This window comes from Chloroflexaceae bacterium (genome assembly GCA_025057155.1).
Lineage (GTDB): Bacteria > Chloroflexota > Chloroflexia > Chloroflexales > Chloroflexaceae > JACAEO01.
The window spans coordinates 1-17,694 of record JANWYD010000017.1 but is presented as its reverse complement, the minus strand read 5'-3'; the positions used below and the strand labels follow the sequence as shown (position 1 = coordinate 17,694).

General features: G+C 64.4%; 16 protein-coding genes. 12 read left to right on the top strand and 4 right to left on the bottom strand.

Features of this window, described 5'->3' with window-relative positions:
- Positions 1–214 precede the first annotated feature (214 nt).
- On the bottom strand, positions 215–427 hold the full coding sequence (locus NZU74_15305) for a heavy-metal-associated domain-containing protein (protein MCS6882702.1): 213 nt from the start codon (positions 425–427) through the stop codon (positions 215–217).
- 174 nt (positions 428–601) lie between these two features.
- Between NZU74_15305 and fni the strand changes: the two genes are divergently transcribed.
- Positions 602–1,636 carry a type 2 isopentenyl-diphosphate Delta-isomerase gene (gene fni, locus NZU74_15300; GenBank protein ID MCS6882701.1) on the top strand — a complete coding sequence of 345 codons (1,035 nt, stop codon included), beginning with the start codon at positions 602–604 and terminating at the stop codon, positions 1,634–1,636.
- A gap of 87 nt (positions 1,637–1,723) precedes the next feature.
- Positions 1,724–2,902, top strand: a complete 1,179-nt coding sequence (gene recF / locus NZU74_15295; GenBank protein ID MCS6882700.1) for a DNA replication/repair protein RecF — start codon at positions 1,724–1,726, stop codon at positions 2,900–2,902.
- Between the two features lie 101 nt (positions 2,903–3,003).
- On the opposite strand, the gene malQ is transcribed toward recF, so the two are convergent.
- Entirely contained in the window at positions 3,004–4,563 is a 1,560-nt protein-coding gene (gene malQ, locus NZU74_15290) for a 4-alpha-glucanotransferase (GenBank protein ID MCS6882699.1), read from the bottom strand.
- Between the two features lie 886 nt (positions 4,564–5,449).
- Between malQ and nifH the strand changes: the two genes are divergently transcribed.
- The 7 genes from nifH (at position 5,450) to NZU74_15255 (ending at position 11,893) form a co-directional block, all read left to right on the top strand.
- Positions 5,450–6,271, top strand: coding sequence for a nitrogenase iron protein (gene nifH / locus NZU74_15285; protein ID MCS6882698.1), 822 nt, complete (start codon positions 5,450–5,452; stop codon positions 6,269–6,271).
- A gap of 135 nt (positions 6,272–6,406) precedes the next feature.
- A complete protein-coding gene (locus tag NZU74_15280; protein MCS6882697.1) occupies positions 6,407–7,318 on the top strand; it encodes a radical SAM protein in 912 nt (303 codons plus the stop codon).
- Positions 7,315–8,742, top strand: coding sequence for a nitrogenase component I subunit alpha (locus NZU74_15275; GenBank protein MCS6882696.1), 1,428 nt, complete (start codon positions 7,315–7,317; stop codon positions 8,740–8,742). The genes NZU74_15280 and NZU74_15275 overlap by 4 nt, the downstream gene beginning before the upstream one ends.
- On the top strand, positions 8,743–10,167 hold the full coding sequence (locus tag NZU74_15270; GenBank protein MCS6882695.1) for a nitrogenase: 1,425 nt from the start codon (positions 8,743–8,745) through the stop codon (positions 10,165–10,167).
- Entirely contained in the window at positions 10,145–10,444 is a 300-nt protein-coding gene (locus NZU74_15265; GenBank protein MCS6882694.1) for a hypothetical protein, read from the top strand. The genes NZU74_15270 and NZU74_15265 overlap by 23 nt, the downstream gene beginning before the upstream one ends.
- A 250-nt stretch (positions 10,445–10,694) precedes the next feature.
- Positions 10,695–11,216: an adenine phosphoribosyltransferase gene (locus NZU74_15260; protein MCS6882693.1), complete on the top strand. Its 522-nt coding sequence runs from the start codon at positions 10,695–10,697 to the stop codon at positions 11,214–11,216.
- A 179-nt stretch (positions 11,217–11,395) separates the two neighbouring features.
- On the top strand, positions 11,396–11,893 hold the full coding sequence (locus NZU74_15255; GenBank protein ID MCS6882692.1) for a plastocyanin/azurin family copper-binding protein: 498 nt from the start codon (positions 11,396–11,398) through the stop codon (positions 11,891–11,893).
- A 274-nt stretch (positions 11,894–12,167) separates the two neighbouring features.
- On the opposite strand, the gene NZU74_15250 is transcribed toward NZU74_15255, so the two are convergent.
- A complete protein-coding gene (locus NZU74_15250) occupies positions 12,168–12,836 on the bottom strand; it encodes an AIM24 family protein (GenBank protein MCS6882691.1) in 669 nt (222 codons plus the stop codon).
- A gap of 123 nt (positions 12,837–12,959) precedes the next feature.
- Here NZU74_15250 and NZU74_15245 point away from each other — a divergent pair, with 123 nt between their 5' ends.
- Positions 12,960–14,942 carry a hypothetical protein gene (locus NZU74_15245; protein ID MCS6882690.1) on the top strand — a complete coding sequence of 661 codons (1,983 nt, stop codon included), beginning with the start codon at positions 12,960–12,962 and terminating at the stop codon, positions 14,940–14,942.
- Between the two features lie 50 nt (positions 14,943–14,992).
- Here the strand turns inward: NZU74_15245 and NZU74_15240 are convergent, their stop codons facing one another.
- The gene (locus NZU74_15240; GenBank protein ID MCS6882689.1) at positions 14,993–16,126 is read right to left on the bottom strand and encodes a glycosyltransferase family 1 protein; all 1,134 of its coding nucleotides are present in this window, start codon (positions 16,124–16,126) and stop codon (positions 14,993–14,995) included.
- Positions 16,127–16,547: 421 nt separating this feature from the next.
- Between NZU74_15240 and NZU74_15235 the strand changes: the two genes are divergently transcribed.
- Together NZU74_15235 and NZU74_15230 are read left to right on the top strand one after the other, a co-directional pair.
- Positions 16,548–16,988: an RpiB/LacA/LacB family sugar-phosphate isomerase gene (locus tag NZU74_15235; GenBank protein ID MCS6882688.1), complete on the top strand. Its 441-nt coding sequence runs from the start codon at positions 16,548–16,550 to the stop codon at positions 16,986–16,988.
- 380 nt (positions 16,989–17,368) lie between these two features.
- A partial coding sequence (locus tag NZU74_15230) for a hypothetical protein (GenBank protein MCS6882687.1) occupies positions 17,369–17,694 on the top strand: 326 nt, incomplete at its 3' end.

Sequence of the window (17,694 nt, the reverse complement as noted above, 5' to 3'; positions counted from 1 at the left end):
TGTCTGAATAACTCTCGCAGGAAGGCGGGGAAACCGGGTTTTCCCACGCCCCTTCCCTCAGGGAGGGGCTGGGAGGGCTACGGCCTCCCAGAAACGGATATCCTGGTTATCCGGATAGGCTCGTAGTCTAGCGCATCCGCAACACCGCCAGGTCTCATCCAGGCGGCCATATACGGCAATCTACAATCCAAAATCCAAAATCCGTATACTTGCCCTACGCCAGCACCGCCACGTCGTAGCCCGCATCGTTGATCGCCTGAATGATCGCCGCCAGGCTCGAATCATCCTCCCGTTCAACGCGGAGAGTACGGTCGGCCTGGTTGGCCAGCACCCGGCGCACACCCGGCACCGCCTCCACAGCCGCCGCCAGCGCCCACCGGTCGCGGCGCGTGCGCATGCGCTCGACGCGCAGGATTTCGAGGATCATTCGTCTTCCTTTCCTTGAGCACCGGCCCGGGTGGAGCAATCCTCCGGATTGCTCCACCCCCTGTCTGACACCCTATCGCTGATTGTAGCACCTCCCCCTGTTTGACGGCCCCTGCGGTTACTGGTATGATCCGCACAAAAGGCGTCAGAAAGCCGCTTGAGCAAGGAGCGTATCATGCCTGACTCAGGACAGACCGAGGGGCGCAAGATCGATCATATTCGCATTGTCCTGGGTGAGGATGTAGCCGCCAAGGGGATCAGCACCGGCTTTGGCGCCTACCGGCTTCCCCACGTCGCGCTTCCCGAACTTGATCTGGCCGAGATCGACACCCGCACGACCTTTCTGGGCAAGCCCATCAGCGCCCCCCTGCTGATCAGCTCGATGACCGGGGGCGCCAGCGTCGCCGAGCGCATTAATCTGGCGCTGGCCGAAGCCGCCGAACTCCTGGGTCTGCCCATGGGGGTCGGCTCGCAGCGCGCCGCGGTGGTTGACCCCCGGCTGGCGCCGACCTACCAGGTGCGCCGGGTGGCGCCCCGTATCCCGCTGCTGGCCAATCTGGGGGCCGTGCAGTTGAACTACGGCTTCGGGGTGGACCAGTGTCGCCGCGCGGTGGAGATGATCGAGGCCGATGCGTTGATCCTCCACCTCAATCCGCTGCAAGAGGCCGTGCAACCCGAAGGCAACACCAACTTCAAGGGGCTGCTGCAGAAAATTGAGCGCCTCTGCCGCACCCTGGAGGTGCCGGTAGTGGTAAAAGAAGTAGGCAACGGCATCGGCCCCCGCGACGCGCAACGGCTCTACGACTGCGGGGTGCGGATCATTGATGTGGCCGGCGCGGGCGGCACGAGCTGGAGCGAGGTGGAACGTTACCGGCAACCCGATGAGCAGGGCCGCCGTGTCGCCGGGGCCTTCGCCGACTGGGGGCTCCCCACTACCGAGTGCATTCGCGCTGTGCGCGCCGCGCTCCCCGATGTGACCATTATTGGCTCGGGCGGTGTGCGGAGCGGGGTGGACGTGGCCAAGGCCATCGCCCTCGGCGCCGATCTCGCCGGAACGGCCCGACCGGCCCTCGTCAGCGCCATTGATGAGCGTGGCGTCGAGGCCGTCGTCGAGGGCCTTTCAGCCTTCATCCGTGAGCTGCGCGTGGCGATGTTCTGCTCGGGCTGCGCCACCCTGGCTGACCTGCGGAAGCTGGAGCTGACCAGATAAACGGAGTGGGTGCCACCCCCCCGGGTTGCACCCACTCCGGAGGACTGCACCCATTTTCTCGGAGGGTTGCTCTCACCCGGTCAATGAATGTATGTTTCCCAGCTCAGCCTGCGTGATTTTCGCAACTATCAGCGCCTCGAGCTGCGCCTTGACCCGGGCATTACGCTGCTCTACGGCCCCAACGCCGCCGGCAAGACCAGCCTGCTCGAAGCCCTCTACTTCCTCGCCACCACCCGTTCGCCGCGCGTCAGCGCCGATCGCGACCTGGTGCGCTGGGACGCGATGGGTGAGGCGGGAACGCCCCCCTTTGCCCGCCTGGCGGCCGAGGTGCAGCGCCGGACGGGCCGGGTGCGCCTGGAGGTAATTGTCCAGCGCCGCGCCGACGAAGGCGGCCAGCTCAGCGCCGCTTCGTCCAAGATCGTGCGCATTGACCGGCGCGTGGTTCGCGCGCTCGACCTGGTAGGGCAGTTGCGGGTGGTGCTCTTTACTCCCGCCGACCTGACCCTTGCCGACGGCCCGCCCGCCGAGCGGCGCCGTTACCTGGATATCACCCTCTCGCAACTCGACCCGCACTACGTCCGCACGCTGGCCCAGTACCAGAAGCTGCTCCAGCAACGCAACAGCCTGCTGCGCGCCTGGCGCGAGCGCCGCCGCCCCCCGCGCGCCGTAGACGAAGAACTGGCCTACTGGGACCAGGAGCTTGCGGCTGCGGGCGGCTACCTGCTGGCGGAACGGTTACGGGCCGTGGACGACCTCAACGCCATCGTCGGGCCGCTGTTTCAGGCCATCAGCGGGGGCGACGTGCCGCTAACCATCGCCTACCTGCCGAGCTTTGACCCGGAGGCGGCCCGCGACAGCGGCGCCCTGGCCGGTCGCCTCGACGCGGCTCTCCGCGCGGCGCGTCCCGACGAACTGGCCCGCGGGCAGACCCTGGTCGGCCCGCACCGTGACGACCTGGCCTTCACCGTCGGCGCAGTGAACCTGGGGCGCTACGGCTCGCGAGGCCAGCAACGCAGCGTCACCCTGACGCTCAAACTTGGCGAGGCGACGCTCATGCGGCAGCGCAGCGGCGAAGCGCCGGTGCTGCTCCTTGACGATGTGCTGAGCGAACTCGACGCCACGCGCCGCGCTCACCTGCTGGAAGCTATTCGCCAGCCCGCGCAGCAGACCCTGCTCTCCGCCACCGACCTGAGCGACTTCACCCCGGCCTTCCTGGCGGCGGTCACTCGTCTGCGAATTGAAGACGGGCGGGTCTATCCGGGGTGAGGGGTGGAGAGATGTGGAGGCGTGGAGATGTAGAGATGTAGAGATGTGGATATTGGTTCGCAACTTAATCTACACCTCCACACCTCCACACCTCCACACCTCTACGCCTCCACCGGCTGATACTCCAACTCCCCCTCCTCCTCCTTCACCGGTTTGAGCGCCGCGGGCAGACGGTCGTAGACGGCGGTGAGGAAGCGGAGACCGCTTGCAAGGCCGTCGTTGAGCGCCTCGGCGCGGAAGCGCCAGGCCCAGTTCTGGCCTAGGAGCCCGGGGGTGTTCATTCGCGCCTCGGCGCCGAGGCGCAGCACGTCCTGGAGCGGAATGACGACCAGATCAGCCACCGACATCAGGGCCAGGCGGATCAGATCCCAGGCGATATCGCTGCCATCGCGGCCCAGGTAGGCCCGCACGCGTTCGCGCTCCTCCTCGGAGAGGCCCTGAAACCAGCCGACGCTGGTATTGTTGTCGTGGGTGCCGGTGTAGACCACGCAGTTTGGCACGTGGTTGTGGGGCAGGTAGGGATTTTCAGGGGTATCGAAGGCGAACTGGAGCACCTTCATGCCGGGGAAGTCGAACTGGTCGCGCAGGGCATGAACATCGGGGGTGATCAGGCCCAGGTCCTCGGCAATGATGGGCAGGCTGCCCAGGGTCGCCTGGAGACGGGTGAAGAGATCGGCGCCGGGGCCCTTGACCCAGCGACCGTTAATGGCCGTCTCCTCCTCGGCAGGCACCTCCCAGTAGGCGGCGAAGCCGCGGAAGTGATCGAGGCGAAGAATGTCAACCTGGGCGAAGGCGGCCCGCAGGCGGGCGACCCACCAGCGATAGCCATCGCGGGCCATCTCGCGCCAGCGGTAGAGTGGATTGCCCCAGCGCTGACCGGTGGCGCTGAAGTAGTCGGGAGGCACGCCGGCGACCACCGTGGGGTTGCCGCTGGCGTCGAGGAAAAACAACTCGCGGTTGGCCCAGACATCGGCGCTGTCATAGGCCGCGAAGATCGGCGCGTCGCCGATGATGGCGATGCCCTGCTGGTTGGCGTAGGCCTTGAGGCGACTCCACTGATGGAAAAAGAGGAACTGGAGAAACTCCTGAAAGGCGATCGCCGCAGCGTGCTCCTGGCGGGCGCGCGCCAGGGCCTCGGGCCGGCGGTCGCGCAGCGGGGCTTCCCAGGTGTTCCACGACTGGCCGGCGTGCGCGTCCTTCAAAGCCATAAACAGGGCGTAATCGGCGAGCCAGCCAGCCTGCTCATCCCGGAAGGCGCGCAGCTCCTCAGCCAGATCGGGCGCCGCGCCCGCCTGCAACCGCTCGAAGGCCCGCTGCAGCAGGGGGAGCTTGACGGCCAGCACCTCGCCATAGTGCACCGCGTCGAGGGAGAGGTGACGCTCGGCCGCGGCAGAGGCCGCCTCATCGTAGCTCAACAGACCGCGCTGGATGAGCGCGTCGAGGCTGATCAGCAACGGGTTGCCAGCAAAAGCTGAGAAACACTGGTAGGGCGAGTCACCGTAGCCGGTGGGACCAAGGGGCAAAATCTGCCAGAGGCTCTGGCCGGCGGCGGCCAGAAAATCCACGAAGGCATAGGCAGCCGGGCCGAGGTCGCCGATCCCCCAGGGACCGGGCAGGGAGGTGGGGTGCAGCAGAATGCCGCTCGAACGTGGAAACCGCATGCGCTCCTCTATGGATAGAAATAACGACAATCGCTGTCTATCATTTGTACCAAAGATACAAATCACTGCCAGAAAGCACTATAATTCCCATATCATCTAGTCTTTATATACCAACACCCCGTCTCATCCCGCGAGCGCGAGGGCTTATGTTGGCCGCGATATTTCGCTTTCTGACGCGACGTAACTGCGCCATGGCATAAAAAGTCGAGGAACCGCCTCGTTATAGCGCATTGAGCCGCAATTATGCGGCATTGGCGGGCGCCAAACCAGAGTTAAGAAAATACAACCCGAAAAACCTGTTTGATCGGTTGTGATGGCGAGCAAGAAATGGTATATTCGCAGCAAATCCAACCAGGAATGATCGTAAACGATCATGAATTGGAATGGACCGGCTGTCACCAAACGCCCCTCTCCACTCCACTTGAACGGCGGTAGAGAATAACGCGGTTCTCTGCCAACCCCGGCCCCGAACGATCGGCGCAACAAGGGTGTAAGCAATCAGCGTCGCCCTTTTCCGCAGAGCGGCATGCTTCTGGCAGGCAGGCCCGGCCCTGGCGCGCGTGCGACTGGCAGGGCGCCTTCGCGCAGCGCTGTGTCGCAGCCGCGCCGGATCGTTCCACGGGCTTATCAAGGGCGGTCCCCACGCCGCTGGCACCGGCGGGGGACCTGAGCAACGGCGGCGTGAGCGCCGATGCGGCGACATCATACCACATCTCCTTACTGTCTCACGCATCGGCCATCGCATCATCAGACGAACCTCTGCCGCCGGCGCCGGCGAGGTTCCTATGCGGCGCGCTCCACTTCTTCGGCCGCCGCCGCAACCCGTCCCGGCAGGCGCGCCAGACATCGGCATCGTATCGTCAGGACCTTCGTAAGGAGCGTTGGTATGCGTCAGGTAGCGTTTTACGGCAAAGGCGGGATCGGCAAGTCTACAACCCAGCAGAACATTGCAGCCGCCCTGGCCTCGATGGGCAAGAAGGTGATGGTCGTCGGATGCGACCCCAAAGCCGACTGTACGCGACTGCTGCTGGGCGGCGTTCGCCAACCTTCGGTGCTCGACACCCTGCGCGACTTTGGCGCTGAGCGGGTCAGCCTCGAGCGGGTGATGGTGCCCGGCTATGGGATGGTCAAGTGCGTCGAATCGGGCGGGCCGGAGCCGGGGGTTGGCTGCGGCGGTCGGGGGGTGATCACCGCAATCCAGACCCTGGAGACCCTGGGGGCCTACGAGGACGATCTCGACTACGTGTTCTATGATGTTCTGGGCGACGTGGTCTGCGGCGGTTTTGCCATGCCCATCCGTGAAGGCTACGCCGAGGAGATCTATATCGTCTGCTCTGGCGAATACATGGCCCTGTTCGCTGCCAATAACATCTGTAAAGGCATCAAAAAGTTCGCCGAGCGCGGCTATGCCCGGCTGGGCGGGCTGATCTGCAACTCGCGCCTGGTGGAAAACGAGCGCGCCCTGGTCGAAGAGTTCGCGCGACGGATCAACTCCAAGATGATCCACTTTGTGCCGCGCAGCAAAGATGTGCAGCGGGCCGAGATCAACAAGAAGACGGTCATAGATTACGACCCCAGCCTGCCCCAGGCCGAGGAGTACCGTGAGCTCGCTCGCAAGATCGACAGCAATACCGATTTCACCATCCCCACCCCGATCACCCAGGACGAACTCGAGGATCTGATGCGCGAGTATGGCATTGTGGATTGAGGCCGCGCTGGAGAGCGATCGTGCATCCGGCAGGTTCTTGCGCGGGAGGGCCTGGGAGAGCACTCCCTCTCAGCAACCCTCCTCTCCCGCCATGCGGGCAAGAATCGGCGCCGGATGCACTGCCTGGAGATCACGATGAACACGCAGTCCCCCGCAGGCTGTGCCGGCAGTTGCATACCAAAGGTGGATCTCGACACCCACCCCTGCTACAGTCGCGCGGCCCACTTCCGCTTCGGACGCATCCACGTGCCGGTGGCGCCGCGCTGCAATATCAAGTGCAACTATTGCGTCCGCAAGTACGCCTGCCCCAACGAGAATCGCCCCGGCGTCACCATGCGCGTGCTCTCGCCCGACGAGGCGCTCGACACGGTGCGCGCGGCGATCGCCCGAGACGCGCGCCTGAAGGTGCTCGGCGTGGCCGGACCTGGCGACGCCCTGGCCAACGAGGCCACCCTCGCCACCTTCGAGCGCGCCCGCGACGAGTTTCCGCAGCTCATCCGCTGCCTCTCGACCAACGGCCTGCTGCTGCCTGACCGCATTGACGCCATCGAGCGCGCCGGGATCACCACCCTCACCATCACCATCAATGCTGTGGACCCGGCGATCGGCGAGCAGATCTACGAGTACGTGCGGTACAGGGGCAAAACCTACCGGGGCCGCGCCGCCTTTGACCTGCTGCACCACCAGCAGATGGAGGGGCTGCGCGAGGCGGCCTGGCGGGGCATGGTCGTGAAGGTCAATTCGGTGCTGATTCCGGGCGTCAACGACCAGCATATGCCCGCCATTGCCCGCGCGGTCAAGGATAACGGCGCCTACATTATGAACATCATCCCCATGCTGCCCCTGGCGAAGTTCGCCCATCTGCCCGAACCAACCCTTGACCAGGTCAACCAGGTCCGCAACGCCTGCGCGCCGATCATCGAACAGTTCCGCAACTGCACCCGCTGCCGGGCGGACGCCATCGGCGTCCCTGGCGAAGAAGGCTGCGGCACGGGCGATCGCGTCTGCATTCCCAGGTTCCTGGCTCGCAAAGGAGATGCCGTATGAATTTCAAGTGCAATCAGACCCTCCCCGAACGAGCGATCCACATCGCGCTCAAGGGACCGGACGGCGGTTGCCAGCGCGGCGACGGGTCGAGCTGTTTCATCGCCAACAACGTTGCCACCACTCCCGGCGACATGACCGAACGCGGCTGCACCTACGCCGGCTGCCGCGGCGTGGTCGGCGGCCCGGTCAAAGACGCCATCCAGCTCACCCATGGCCCCATCGGCTGCGCCTTCTTCTCCTGGGGCTACCGGCCGCACCTCGCCGACAGCGATTTCCACATCAAGTACACCTTCGTCTCCGATATGAACGAGACCAACATCGTCTTCGGGGGCGAGAAGAAGCTGTTACAGTGCATCATCGAGGCCAGCCGCGAGTTCCCCGACGCCAAGGCCGTCTTCGTCTACAACACCTGCTCGACGGCGTTGATCGGCGACGATGGCCGCGACGTGGCCAAACAGGCCGAAGAAATCATCGGCAAGCCGGTGGTCTTCTTTGAGTGCGAGGGCTTCCGCGGCGTCAGCCAGTCGCTGGGCCACCACGTCGGCAACGAGACGATCTTCCGCCAGCTCGTCGGCTCGGTGGAGCCGGAGGGCGACTTCAGCCGGGCGATCAACATCATCGGCGACTACAACATCAAGAACGACCTGCGCACCTTCGAGTACCTCTTCGAGGCCATTGGCGTCAGGATCCTCACCCGCTTCACCGGCAACGTCTCGGTAGACGACCTGAAGATCATGCACAAGGCCGCGCTCAACGTCGTCCACTGCCAGCGCTCGGCGACCTACATCGCCGAAATGATGCGCGACAAGTACGGCACGCCCTACATTGACGTCACCCTGTGGGGCATCAAGAACATGTCGCAGGCCCTGCGCGATACAGCGGCCTTCTTCGGCCTTGAAGCGCAGGCCGAGGAGGTGATCGAGCGCGAACTGGCGCGCATCCAACCCAAGCTGGACTACTACCGCCAGCGCCTGCAGGGCAAGACGGTCTTCATCTACCAGGGCGGGCCGCGGGTGTGGCACTGGATCGAACTGCTGCGCGAGCTGGGAATGGAAACGATGACCGCGGCGACCACCTTCGGCCACGATGACGACTACCACAAGATCTTCCGTCAGCTCAAGGAAGGCGCCCTGGTGGTGGACAACCCCAACGTGCCGGAGATCGAGGAGATCCTGCGCGACCGGCGCCCTGACCTGTTCATCTCGGGCAACAAAGAGAAGTACGTGGCCTACAAGATGGGCGTGCCGTTCGTCAACGGCCACACCTACGACACCGGGCCGTATGCCGGCTTCGTCGGCATGGTCAACTTCGCCCGCGATATTGACAAGGCCCTGCACGCCCCCATCTGGAAGACCCTGCGAAGCCGCGCCCGGCCCGCGCCGGCAGCGCACCACACGAGCCACGGGTTCGAGGAGGTTGAATAGATGAGCGCCATAACGATACAGGACCGGGCGGTCGCCATTAATCCGACGCGCTCGTGCGCGCCGATCGGGGCGATGCTGGCCAACTACGGCATCCACGGGGCGATCACCATCAACCATGGCTCCCAGGGCTGCGCCACTTATCCCCGCCATCAGATGGCCCGCCACTTCCGTGAACCGGTCGAGGTGGCCACCACCTCACTCACCGAAAAGACCACCGTCTACGGCGGCAAGGGCAACCTGCTGGCCGCGCTCAAGAACATCTGGGAGCGCTTCCATCCCACGCTGATTATGGTCTGCTCGACCTGCCTCTCCGAGACGATCGGCGACGATATTCCGGGCATCATTGACGAGTTTCTCGAGCGGCATCCGGAAGTGACCATTCCCATCCTCTCGGTCAAGACCCCGTCGTACATTGGCAACCATACCACGGGCTTTGATAACTTCCTCAAGGAGATTGCCAGCAATCTGCCCGACCGGCGCAAGAAGAAGGGCGAGACCAACGGCAAGATCAACATTATCCCTGGCTGGGTCAACCCGGGCGACATCCGCGAACTGAAGCACATCCTGCGCGAGATGGGGCTGCACGGCCTGTGGATCACCGACTACTCCGAGACCCTCGACGGGGGCTACTACGAACCGCGCCCGCACTTCCCCCGCGGCGGCACAACGGTCGAGGAACTGCGCAGCTCCTCCAAATCCCTGGCAACGATCGCGCTGCAACGCTACGTCGGCGGCGAAGCGGCCCGCATCTACGAGCGGCGCTATGGCGTTCCGGCCCGCGTGCTGACCATGCCCATCGGCCTGGCCAACACCGACGCTTTCGTGGACACACTGGTGGAGATCACCGACCACGTTATTCCCGAAGCCTTGCAGGTGGAACGGGCCCGGCTCCTCGACGCCCTGGTGGATACGCACATGTTTACCACCGGGTTACGGGTGGCCCTCTATGGCGATCCCGATCTGCTTGAGGGCCTCGTGGGCCTGGTGGCCGAGATGGGCATGACGCCGGCCTACATTCTGACCGCCGCCGAAAATATGCCCTGGGCCGAGCACATGGTCGAACTCACCGAGGAACTGGGCGTCGAGAGCGAGATCATCCTCAAGGGCGATCTGCACGAACTGCACAAGCGGATCAAGGCCCGCCCGGTGGACCTGCTGATCGGCCACTCGAAGGGCAAGTTCATCGCCGACGCCGAGGGCATCCCGCTGCTGCGGGTCGGGTTCCCGGTAGAGGATCGCTTCGGCTACCATCGCCGCAGCATCGTCGGCTACAACGGCTCGACCGCGCTGGTTGACGAGATCACCAACCTGATCTTCGAACGGCGGGCCAGTTCGATTGTCAGCAATACGCTGGTGGAGCGGGGCGTCGAGGGGCCGAGTTACGTGCCGATCAGCCTCCCCAATGGCAACGGCAAGCGCGTTTGACCGGGCCGGGCGGCTGGCGCCGGAAGCCGCCTTGCTGCCCGGCCCCATGGATGAGGACAAGCCTATGCACAACACATACGACGATGATCTCGCCGATAGCGCCGATGCGGTCAACTTCCATCTCTACGGCGACTACCTCTGCGTCGAACATCTGGACGGGCCACGCTACATCTACCGCCGCGTACAGCCTGGCGCGCGTCCGCATCCGTTGATCAGCAGCATGGTATACGCCGGAACGGTGTATGGCCTGGTCTCGATAGAGGACGATAAGGAGTAATGCCAACATCGTGGGGAACTCGGAGTTCCCCACGATGTTCCCCTGGCAGGGGCGTGGGGAGGCGCAACCTTCTCGCGCCCTCCTGTTTTTGGCGCTACCGTGACCGGCCCCGGAAATTGTATAATACGTGGGGCAGCGTTCTCCCGACACTCCCACTGCCAGGCACGCTCCCTGCTGGCGAGTAAGCTGGCCATCATCGCGCCCCCTATCCACGGGCCTCCTGGAAAACCTCATTCACTACGGAGGAGCCATGAGCATCACTGACCTGTCCAGCCTGATCCGTAACATCCCCGACTTTCCGCAGCCGGGTATCCAGTTCAAAGACATTACGACGTTGATCGGCAACGGTCCGGCCTTCCAGCAGGTGATCGGCGCGATGGTTGAGCGCTACCAGAATGCGGGCATTGACGCTGTGGCCGGCGTCGAGTCGCGCGGCTTCATCTTTAGCGCGCCCGTTGCGCTGCAACTCGGCGTGGGGCTGGTGCCGATCCGCAAGCCTGGCAAACTGCCCGCTGAGACGTACCAGATTGAGTACGAACTTGAATATGGCACCAACAAGCTGGAGATCCACCGTGACGCCCTAAGCCCGGGCATGCGCGTGCTGCTGATTGACGATCTGCTCGCCACCGGCGGCACCATCCGCGCCGCCAGCCAGCTTGTCGAACGCGCTGGCGGGATGGTGACCGAGCTGGCGTTCGTTATCGAACTGACCTTCCTGGGCGGGCGCGAGAAACTGGCGCCCTACCCCGTATTCTCGCTGATCCAGTTCTAACGCGCTTTTTCGCTGGTTCTGGCGTTATAGCCGCCAGAACTGGTGAATTACCTGGAGTCTGAGGGTTGCCCCGCATCGCCCGCCCCCTGACCCTGGTCGGAATTACTTGACAATTCCCAGAATGGTGTTAGATTTGTGACGCACTGCACCAGGAGGAGTAAAGCACAAGGAAGGTCCTGATGAAACCGAACCTGCGAATGCTTGCGCTCGTGCTCGTCGTGGGAATGGGGCTGCTGCTGACGGCCTGCGGCGGCGGAGGGGGCGGTCAGACCGGCGGCGGTCAGACTGGCGGCGGCGGCGCACCTGCGCCGGTGACCCTCCAGATCGGCTCGGATGGCGAGAACCTGGCGTTCGACAAGAAGGAACTGACGGTTCAGGCTGGCCAGCAGGTTACCCTGGAGTTCAAGAACAACTCGGTCGCCCAGCAGCACAACTGGGTGCTGATAAAGGGCGACGACACGGTGGCGGCCCAGATCGCCAATGATGGCCTGGTCGCCGGGCTTGAAAAAGCGTATCTTCCTGAGGACCAGTCGAACATCATCGCCCATACTGGCGTGGTCGAACCGCAGGCCTCGGCGTCCATCACTTTCACCGCGCCCGCTGCGGGCACGTATCTCTACATCTGCACGATACCCGGGCATTACCCGCTGATGCAGGGCAAGCTGATTGTGAAGTGATCGCTGCTCTGCCGTGATAGAGCCAGATCGGCGGGAGTTCGCCCACTCAGACTATCCTGGAAAAGGGGAGAATACGAGCCTTGCCTGTCTGAACCGGTAAGGGAGACCAGCCAGTCTCCCTTACCGATCCGCTCCGCGGCGCCCAACGCTCTGCACGCGCCATACGGATGCGCGGGGGCGGAAGCGGCTCTTCAGCCATATTCAGCATCAAGACGTGCTGCGCCGGAGCAGCATTCGCCTGCACGGGCTTGCAGCCGCGCTCCTCCGGTTGATGCTAATCCCTGCTGCCGCTGCCCGATGTCATCGCACCACGCTTGAGGCTTTGCAGCAGCACCCTTCCAGGACCGGTCAGCCGGGTCATGAACAGGCCCTCGCCGCCAAACAGCACCCGCCCGATGTCGCCGACCGTCTGAATGTCATAGTCAACGCTATCGGCGAAGGCGGCGAGGTTGCCGGTGCTCACCAGCAGCCGTTCGTCGGGCCTCAGGTCACGCTGCTCGAAATCACCGCTTCCCTGGAGCAGCACCGTGCCCTGACCGGCGACACGCTGGAGCAGGAGGCCCGCCCCTCCGAAGAAGGCCGCCCCTGCTCGTCTGGCGATAATCACGGAAATATCAAGCTCCTCACCCCAGGCGGCAAGAAATGAGCCACGGGTGGCGATCACCGGCCCGTCAGCAAGGTTCCACGTCGCGATATGCCCGGGAGCATTCGAGGTGATAAGAGCGAATTGCCCCGCCCCCTGAGCCTCGGCGTAGACCAGCGCCGCGCTCTCGCCCGCCAGCGTGCGCTGCACCGCACCACCCAGGCCGCCAGGCACTCGCGGTCGCCACTGTACGCCTTCAGAGTAGGCCATTAGCGCACCTTTGCTTAGCCAGACGCTCTCCCCCGGCGCGAACTCCAGCCGCGCAAGCTGTGCGATTTCTCCGGCAATGGTATAGTGCATCTGTGTCCTCTGGCTGCTGGCCAGCGATGGGGAGAGGATTTTTTTCTGGAAGGGCCAGGCTCTCCTCGATCCGACCGCATGGGGCCGCGCATCATCTCAACGATCACCGTACAGAGACCGTCTATGAAGCGCCTGCTGACCGACATCGCTGGCCCGTTCTTCGAGCCTGGCCAGCCCTTCCGCAACTGTTCTGCCCTGCCATACTACCAGCTTGACCTGCCCCAACGACCTTACGTGAACCGTGAGCGGCTCGAGCGGGGCCTGGCGCGCGCCGAACGCTACCTTGCCGCGGTTGCCGCGCAGGGCTACACCGGCATCGTGCTCGACAATCTAGCCCATCTTATCACATTCGACGCAGCCCAGGAGCGGATCTACGCCCCCAACGATCCCTGCCGGCAACGGGCGCTGATTTATGGCGAAGCCTTCATGTCGCTCCTTGAGCAGGCTGCCGGGTATGGGATGGAAATCTTTATTGCCACTGATATGCAGTGGGCCACCCCGGCCCTGCGCCGCTACGCCAGACGGCTCGAGGCGGGCAATGCGCGTCTCGCGGCGGCTAATCGCTGGGCGCTAGAAGAATTGTTCACCCGGTTCCCCACAGTCTCAGGCCTCTTCGTGCGCGTCGGCGAGACGGGCGGCGCTCACAACCAGGGCACGGAATACACCGGCCATCTGCTCTACCGCACCGCCAGCGCGCTGCGCTGGCTCATTGATGCGCTCCTCCCCGTGTGCGAGCAGCATCGGCGCCTGCTGGTCGTGCGCACCTGGAGCATCGGCATCGGCGAACTGGGTGATCTGCTCTGGTCACCCGAACGCTACTGGAGCGTCTTCGGGACGTACCGCTCGCCATACCTGCTTGCCTCGATCAAGCACGGTCCATCAGATTTCTTCCGGCATCTGCCGCCGAATCCAACCCTGGGGTTGCCGGGACCGGCACAACTCGTGGAACTGCAAAACCGGCGCGAGTACGAATTATTTGGCATGGCGCCATGCGGCGTCGCGAAGCTTCATGGCGAGGTGCTGGCAATAACGCGCCGTCTCGAAGGTGTTGCCGGGGCGTGGGTCTGGAACAGTTCGGGAGGCTGGGGCGGCGGGCAGGCCGGCCTGGGCCAGGACGGTTGGAGCCTCTGGACGGAACTGAGCAGCGCCGTCACCGCGGCCATGGCCAGGGGCGCCGCCGACGACGTTGCGGCGTTCACACGCGCGTGGTGCCTGGCGCGCTTCGCGCCCGATGGCGCCGCCCCCGACCAGAGCGCCTTCGCCGAGGCGGTCGCGGCAGTGTACCTGGACTCCGAGCAGGTGATCGAGGACGGCTGGTACTGCGGGCCGTTGCGCAGGGAGGCGACACGGATCGGCGACGTGGTGTTGCCCACATTGCTGTGGATCTGGTGGATGCGCCCGACCGGCGCGCCGGTCATGTGGGCCTTGCTGGCCGAAACCGTGCCCGACATCCGCGCATGCCTGGAACGCAGCCGTAGCGCCCTGATGCGCCTGGAGGAACACTACAGGCGCCTGCTGTCCCTGGCGCCGAATGGAGTGGCTGAGGCCATCACGGTTGTCGAGAGCGTGCGCTACCTGCGCGATTGCCTGGAGGTGGCTCTGGCCCTGCGCAAGACCCTCTTACCAGCCTTTAGCGCGGCGCGGGTCGGTGACAGGGCCGGCTGGAGCGTCGCCCTGCAGGGTCTTCCTGTGGCGCTCGACACCCTGGCCCGACACGAGGCGACCTGGGGCGGGCGGAGCGATTTTCCGGCGCTGGAACTGGAGGAAATCGCGGCGTACCTGACCTGGCTGCGCAGGGCTCCTGCAGCGGGGTGGCTGCAGGCCCGGCTGGCCTGCCGGCTCGTCCGCCACCTGGTCAAGGGATGGCCCAGAGGCGCCCACTTGCGAGCCATGGGCGCAGGCATCGTGGCCCTGCTGATGATAGGGCTGTGGCGACACCCGCGCGCCTGGCCGGCGCTGGCCGGCGTTTTGGCGGCCGGGGCGCTGGCCGCGCCTTTCCGACGCCCGGTAGTGCAAGCGGCCCTGCCATGGCTCAGCCGGCGCTTCTTCTTGCTGCCGTCAATCTTTTTTGAAGCCGGTCCGTCGTGTGCCGAGTGGACGGGGTGACTCTGTCTGCTCTGTGCGCGCAACCCTCCGGGTTGCGCAAGGGGGGGAAGTCAGACCCAGCGGATGCGCGGCCTGCGGCGGGCCAGGATGCGCTCGTAATGCTCCAACAGTTCATCCATCACCCGGCTCCAGGAGCGCTGTTCGGCGGCAGCGCGGCCCGCAGCGCCCATTGCTCGAGCGCGGTCAGGCGTCTCCAGCACTTCGCGCACACGGCCACATAACTCGGCGACGTTGCCGGGGGCAAAGAGAGCTCCGGTTTCACCCGGACGCACGAGATCGATCGCCCCGCCAGCGCGGGCGGCTACCACGGGCAACCCCGAAGCCATCGCTTCCTGGATCACCTGGCCGAAGGTCTCGGTGTCGGAGGGAAACACAAACAGATCGGCGCTGGCATAGGCCGTTGCCAGGTCATCGCCACGGAGGTAACCGGTAAAATGGACCGGCGCGCCGGACAGACGGCGTTCGAGGCTGGGACGAGCCGGTCCGTCGCCGACCAGCACGAGACGGGCGTTCGCCAGGTGCGGCAGGGCTTCGGCCAGCAACTCGAGACGCTTCTCCGGCGCCAGACGCCCCACATACAGCAGCACGCGCTCATCAGGGCGCGCGCCCACTGCGGCGCGCCAGGCTGCGCAGCGCCGCGCCGGGTGAAAGCGTTCCGTATCTACGCCGCGACCCCACAGGCGCAGGCGGCGAAAGCCACGGGCGCGCAGGTCGGCCATGGTCGCCGAAGAGGGACAGAGGGTGAGCACACAACTGTTGTGGATCCAGCGCAGGTAGCTGTAGGCCAGTTCACGGAGAAAGCCTAGCCCGTAATGGGCGCTGTATGCCGGGAAATCAGTATGGTACGCGCCGACCAGCGGCGCACCAAGACGGCGCGCGGCATGGCGTCCGGCCACGCCGAGGGCTATCGTTCCGGCCAGATGCACCAGGTCGGGGCGAAAGCGCCGCAGGCGCGCCGTGATGCCAGGCTGTGGCGGGGTAATGCGCAACTCCGGATAGGCTGGCAACGGCATTCCGCGCATGGGCACGATCTCGGCCCCGGCATATTCCGTCGGAGCGCCCTCCGGCGCCAGCAACAGAGCCTCGTGCCCCCGACTCTGCAGATGCTCGAGCAAACGGCAGAGGGTGGTAACGACGCCGTTCACATTCGGCAGGAACGTCTCCGTGAAGAGTGCGATACGCACCGACCACTCCTGAGCGCGAGAGATCCGTGCGCGGCGCGAGGATCTCGATAGAATCCCACATATACTATCCCTCACAAAGGTTGTGAACCGACGATAGCAGGATTAACCGCGGGCTAAGGTTTGGTCAATTTTTGATGGTAAAGAGCGCCGCTTTGCAGGGAACGAGGACTACGCCCTTCCCGGGGCTGATCCAGAGTCCGCCTCAAGCAGGCAATTGGGGCAGCGTAGCCGCCCGATACGGTCATTTTGCGTTGGTTTTGTTGGCATAGACGCCAAAACCAATCAAAAACCTGGGGGCCATGGCAATCCCTGGAGCCTTTGCAACAGCCCTGAGGCCCTTCCCAGAATCGAGCAGGTCCGCTGGTTTTCTGGTAGAATCCTGGCGATGCGCTATGCATAGCGATAGAGCAGGAGGCGGCGTATGCGAATCGCAGTCGGAAGTGATGAGCGCAACTACATGACCGATGCGCTGGTGGAGGACCTTCGCCGCCGCGGCCATGAGTTGGTGTTGATTGGCCCGCTTGCGGGCGCGAACGAGGCCTGGCCAGAGGTCGGGCGCGCGGTGGGTGAAGCAGTGGCCTCCGGCGAGGTCGAACAAGGGATCGTGTGTTGCTATACCGGAACAGGCGTCAGCATCGCGGCCAACAAGGTGCCCGGCGTGCGGGCGGCGCTCTGCCACGACGCGCAGACGGCGGCCGGCGCGCGCAAGTGGAACGATGCCAACGTGCTGGCCCTCAGTCTGCGAACCACGACGGTTGACCTCGCCCGCGAAATACTGGACGCCTGGTTCGCTACCAGCAGCCCGCCGGAGGAACAGCCGTATATCGATCAGGTTCGGGCCCTCGATGCGCAACGCAGGTAACACAGCCGTGTAAGAAGTCTCGCTGCGGTGTATTCTCCCCCCGCCTCCGCCTCCAGCCGGTGGTGTTTCTGGCCCCCCATCGCGCGGTTGGAGGCGGAAAAACCTCTCAAGATCCCCTTACCGCTATTATTCCACAGCGAAAGGTGTCATTATCTTTGACCTTTTTCAAACTGGACAAAGTGTGTGCAGGTCGTTACAATGAAGCGGCTGATAAATTATTTGCCATCATAATCACGCGGTGTTTTGACAATTTAATAATGAATGGCGCGCCCTCACTTTCTTTCTCTTGCATCTAGATATTATCAGCGGGATAGATGCCTGCTTCCTGGAGAACCGCAGCGATTGCCTCGCAGTCGCCGATGCACAAAGGTCACCCAGGCATGGTTGTAGAGCGCCCTTTGCAGCTCGTGCTGCCGACCAAAATCAGTCCGCCACAGTTTCTAGAGATCTGGGTCATACGCGAACGGTTGCTCGAAGCCCTCGCTGCACTCGCAGCACAGGTGATCCTGGTGATTGCCCCGGCCGGCTTCGGCAAATCAACGCTTGTGACGCAGTGGCTGTATAGCCGGGTTCGTGCGCTCGGCACGGGCCGACCATCAGTTGAAGCGCAGACCCCCACGGCCTGGCTGACGCTCGACGAGCACGACCAGGACCCGCTGCGCCTCCTCGCCTACCTGGCAGGCGCGGTCGAGCACGCCGCCCCCGG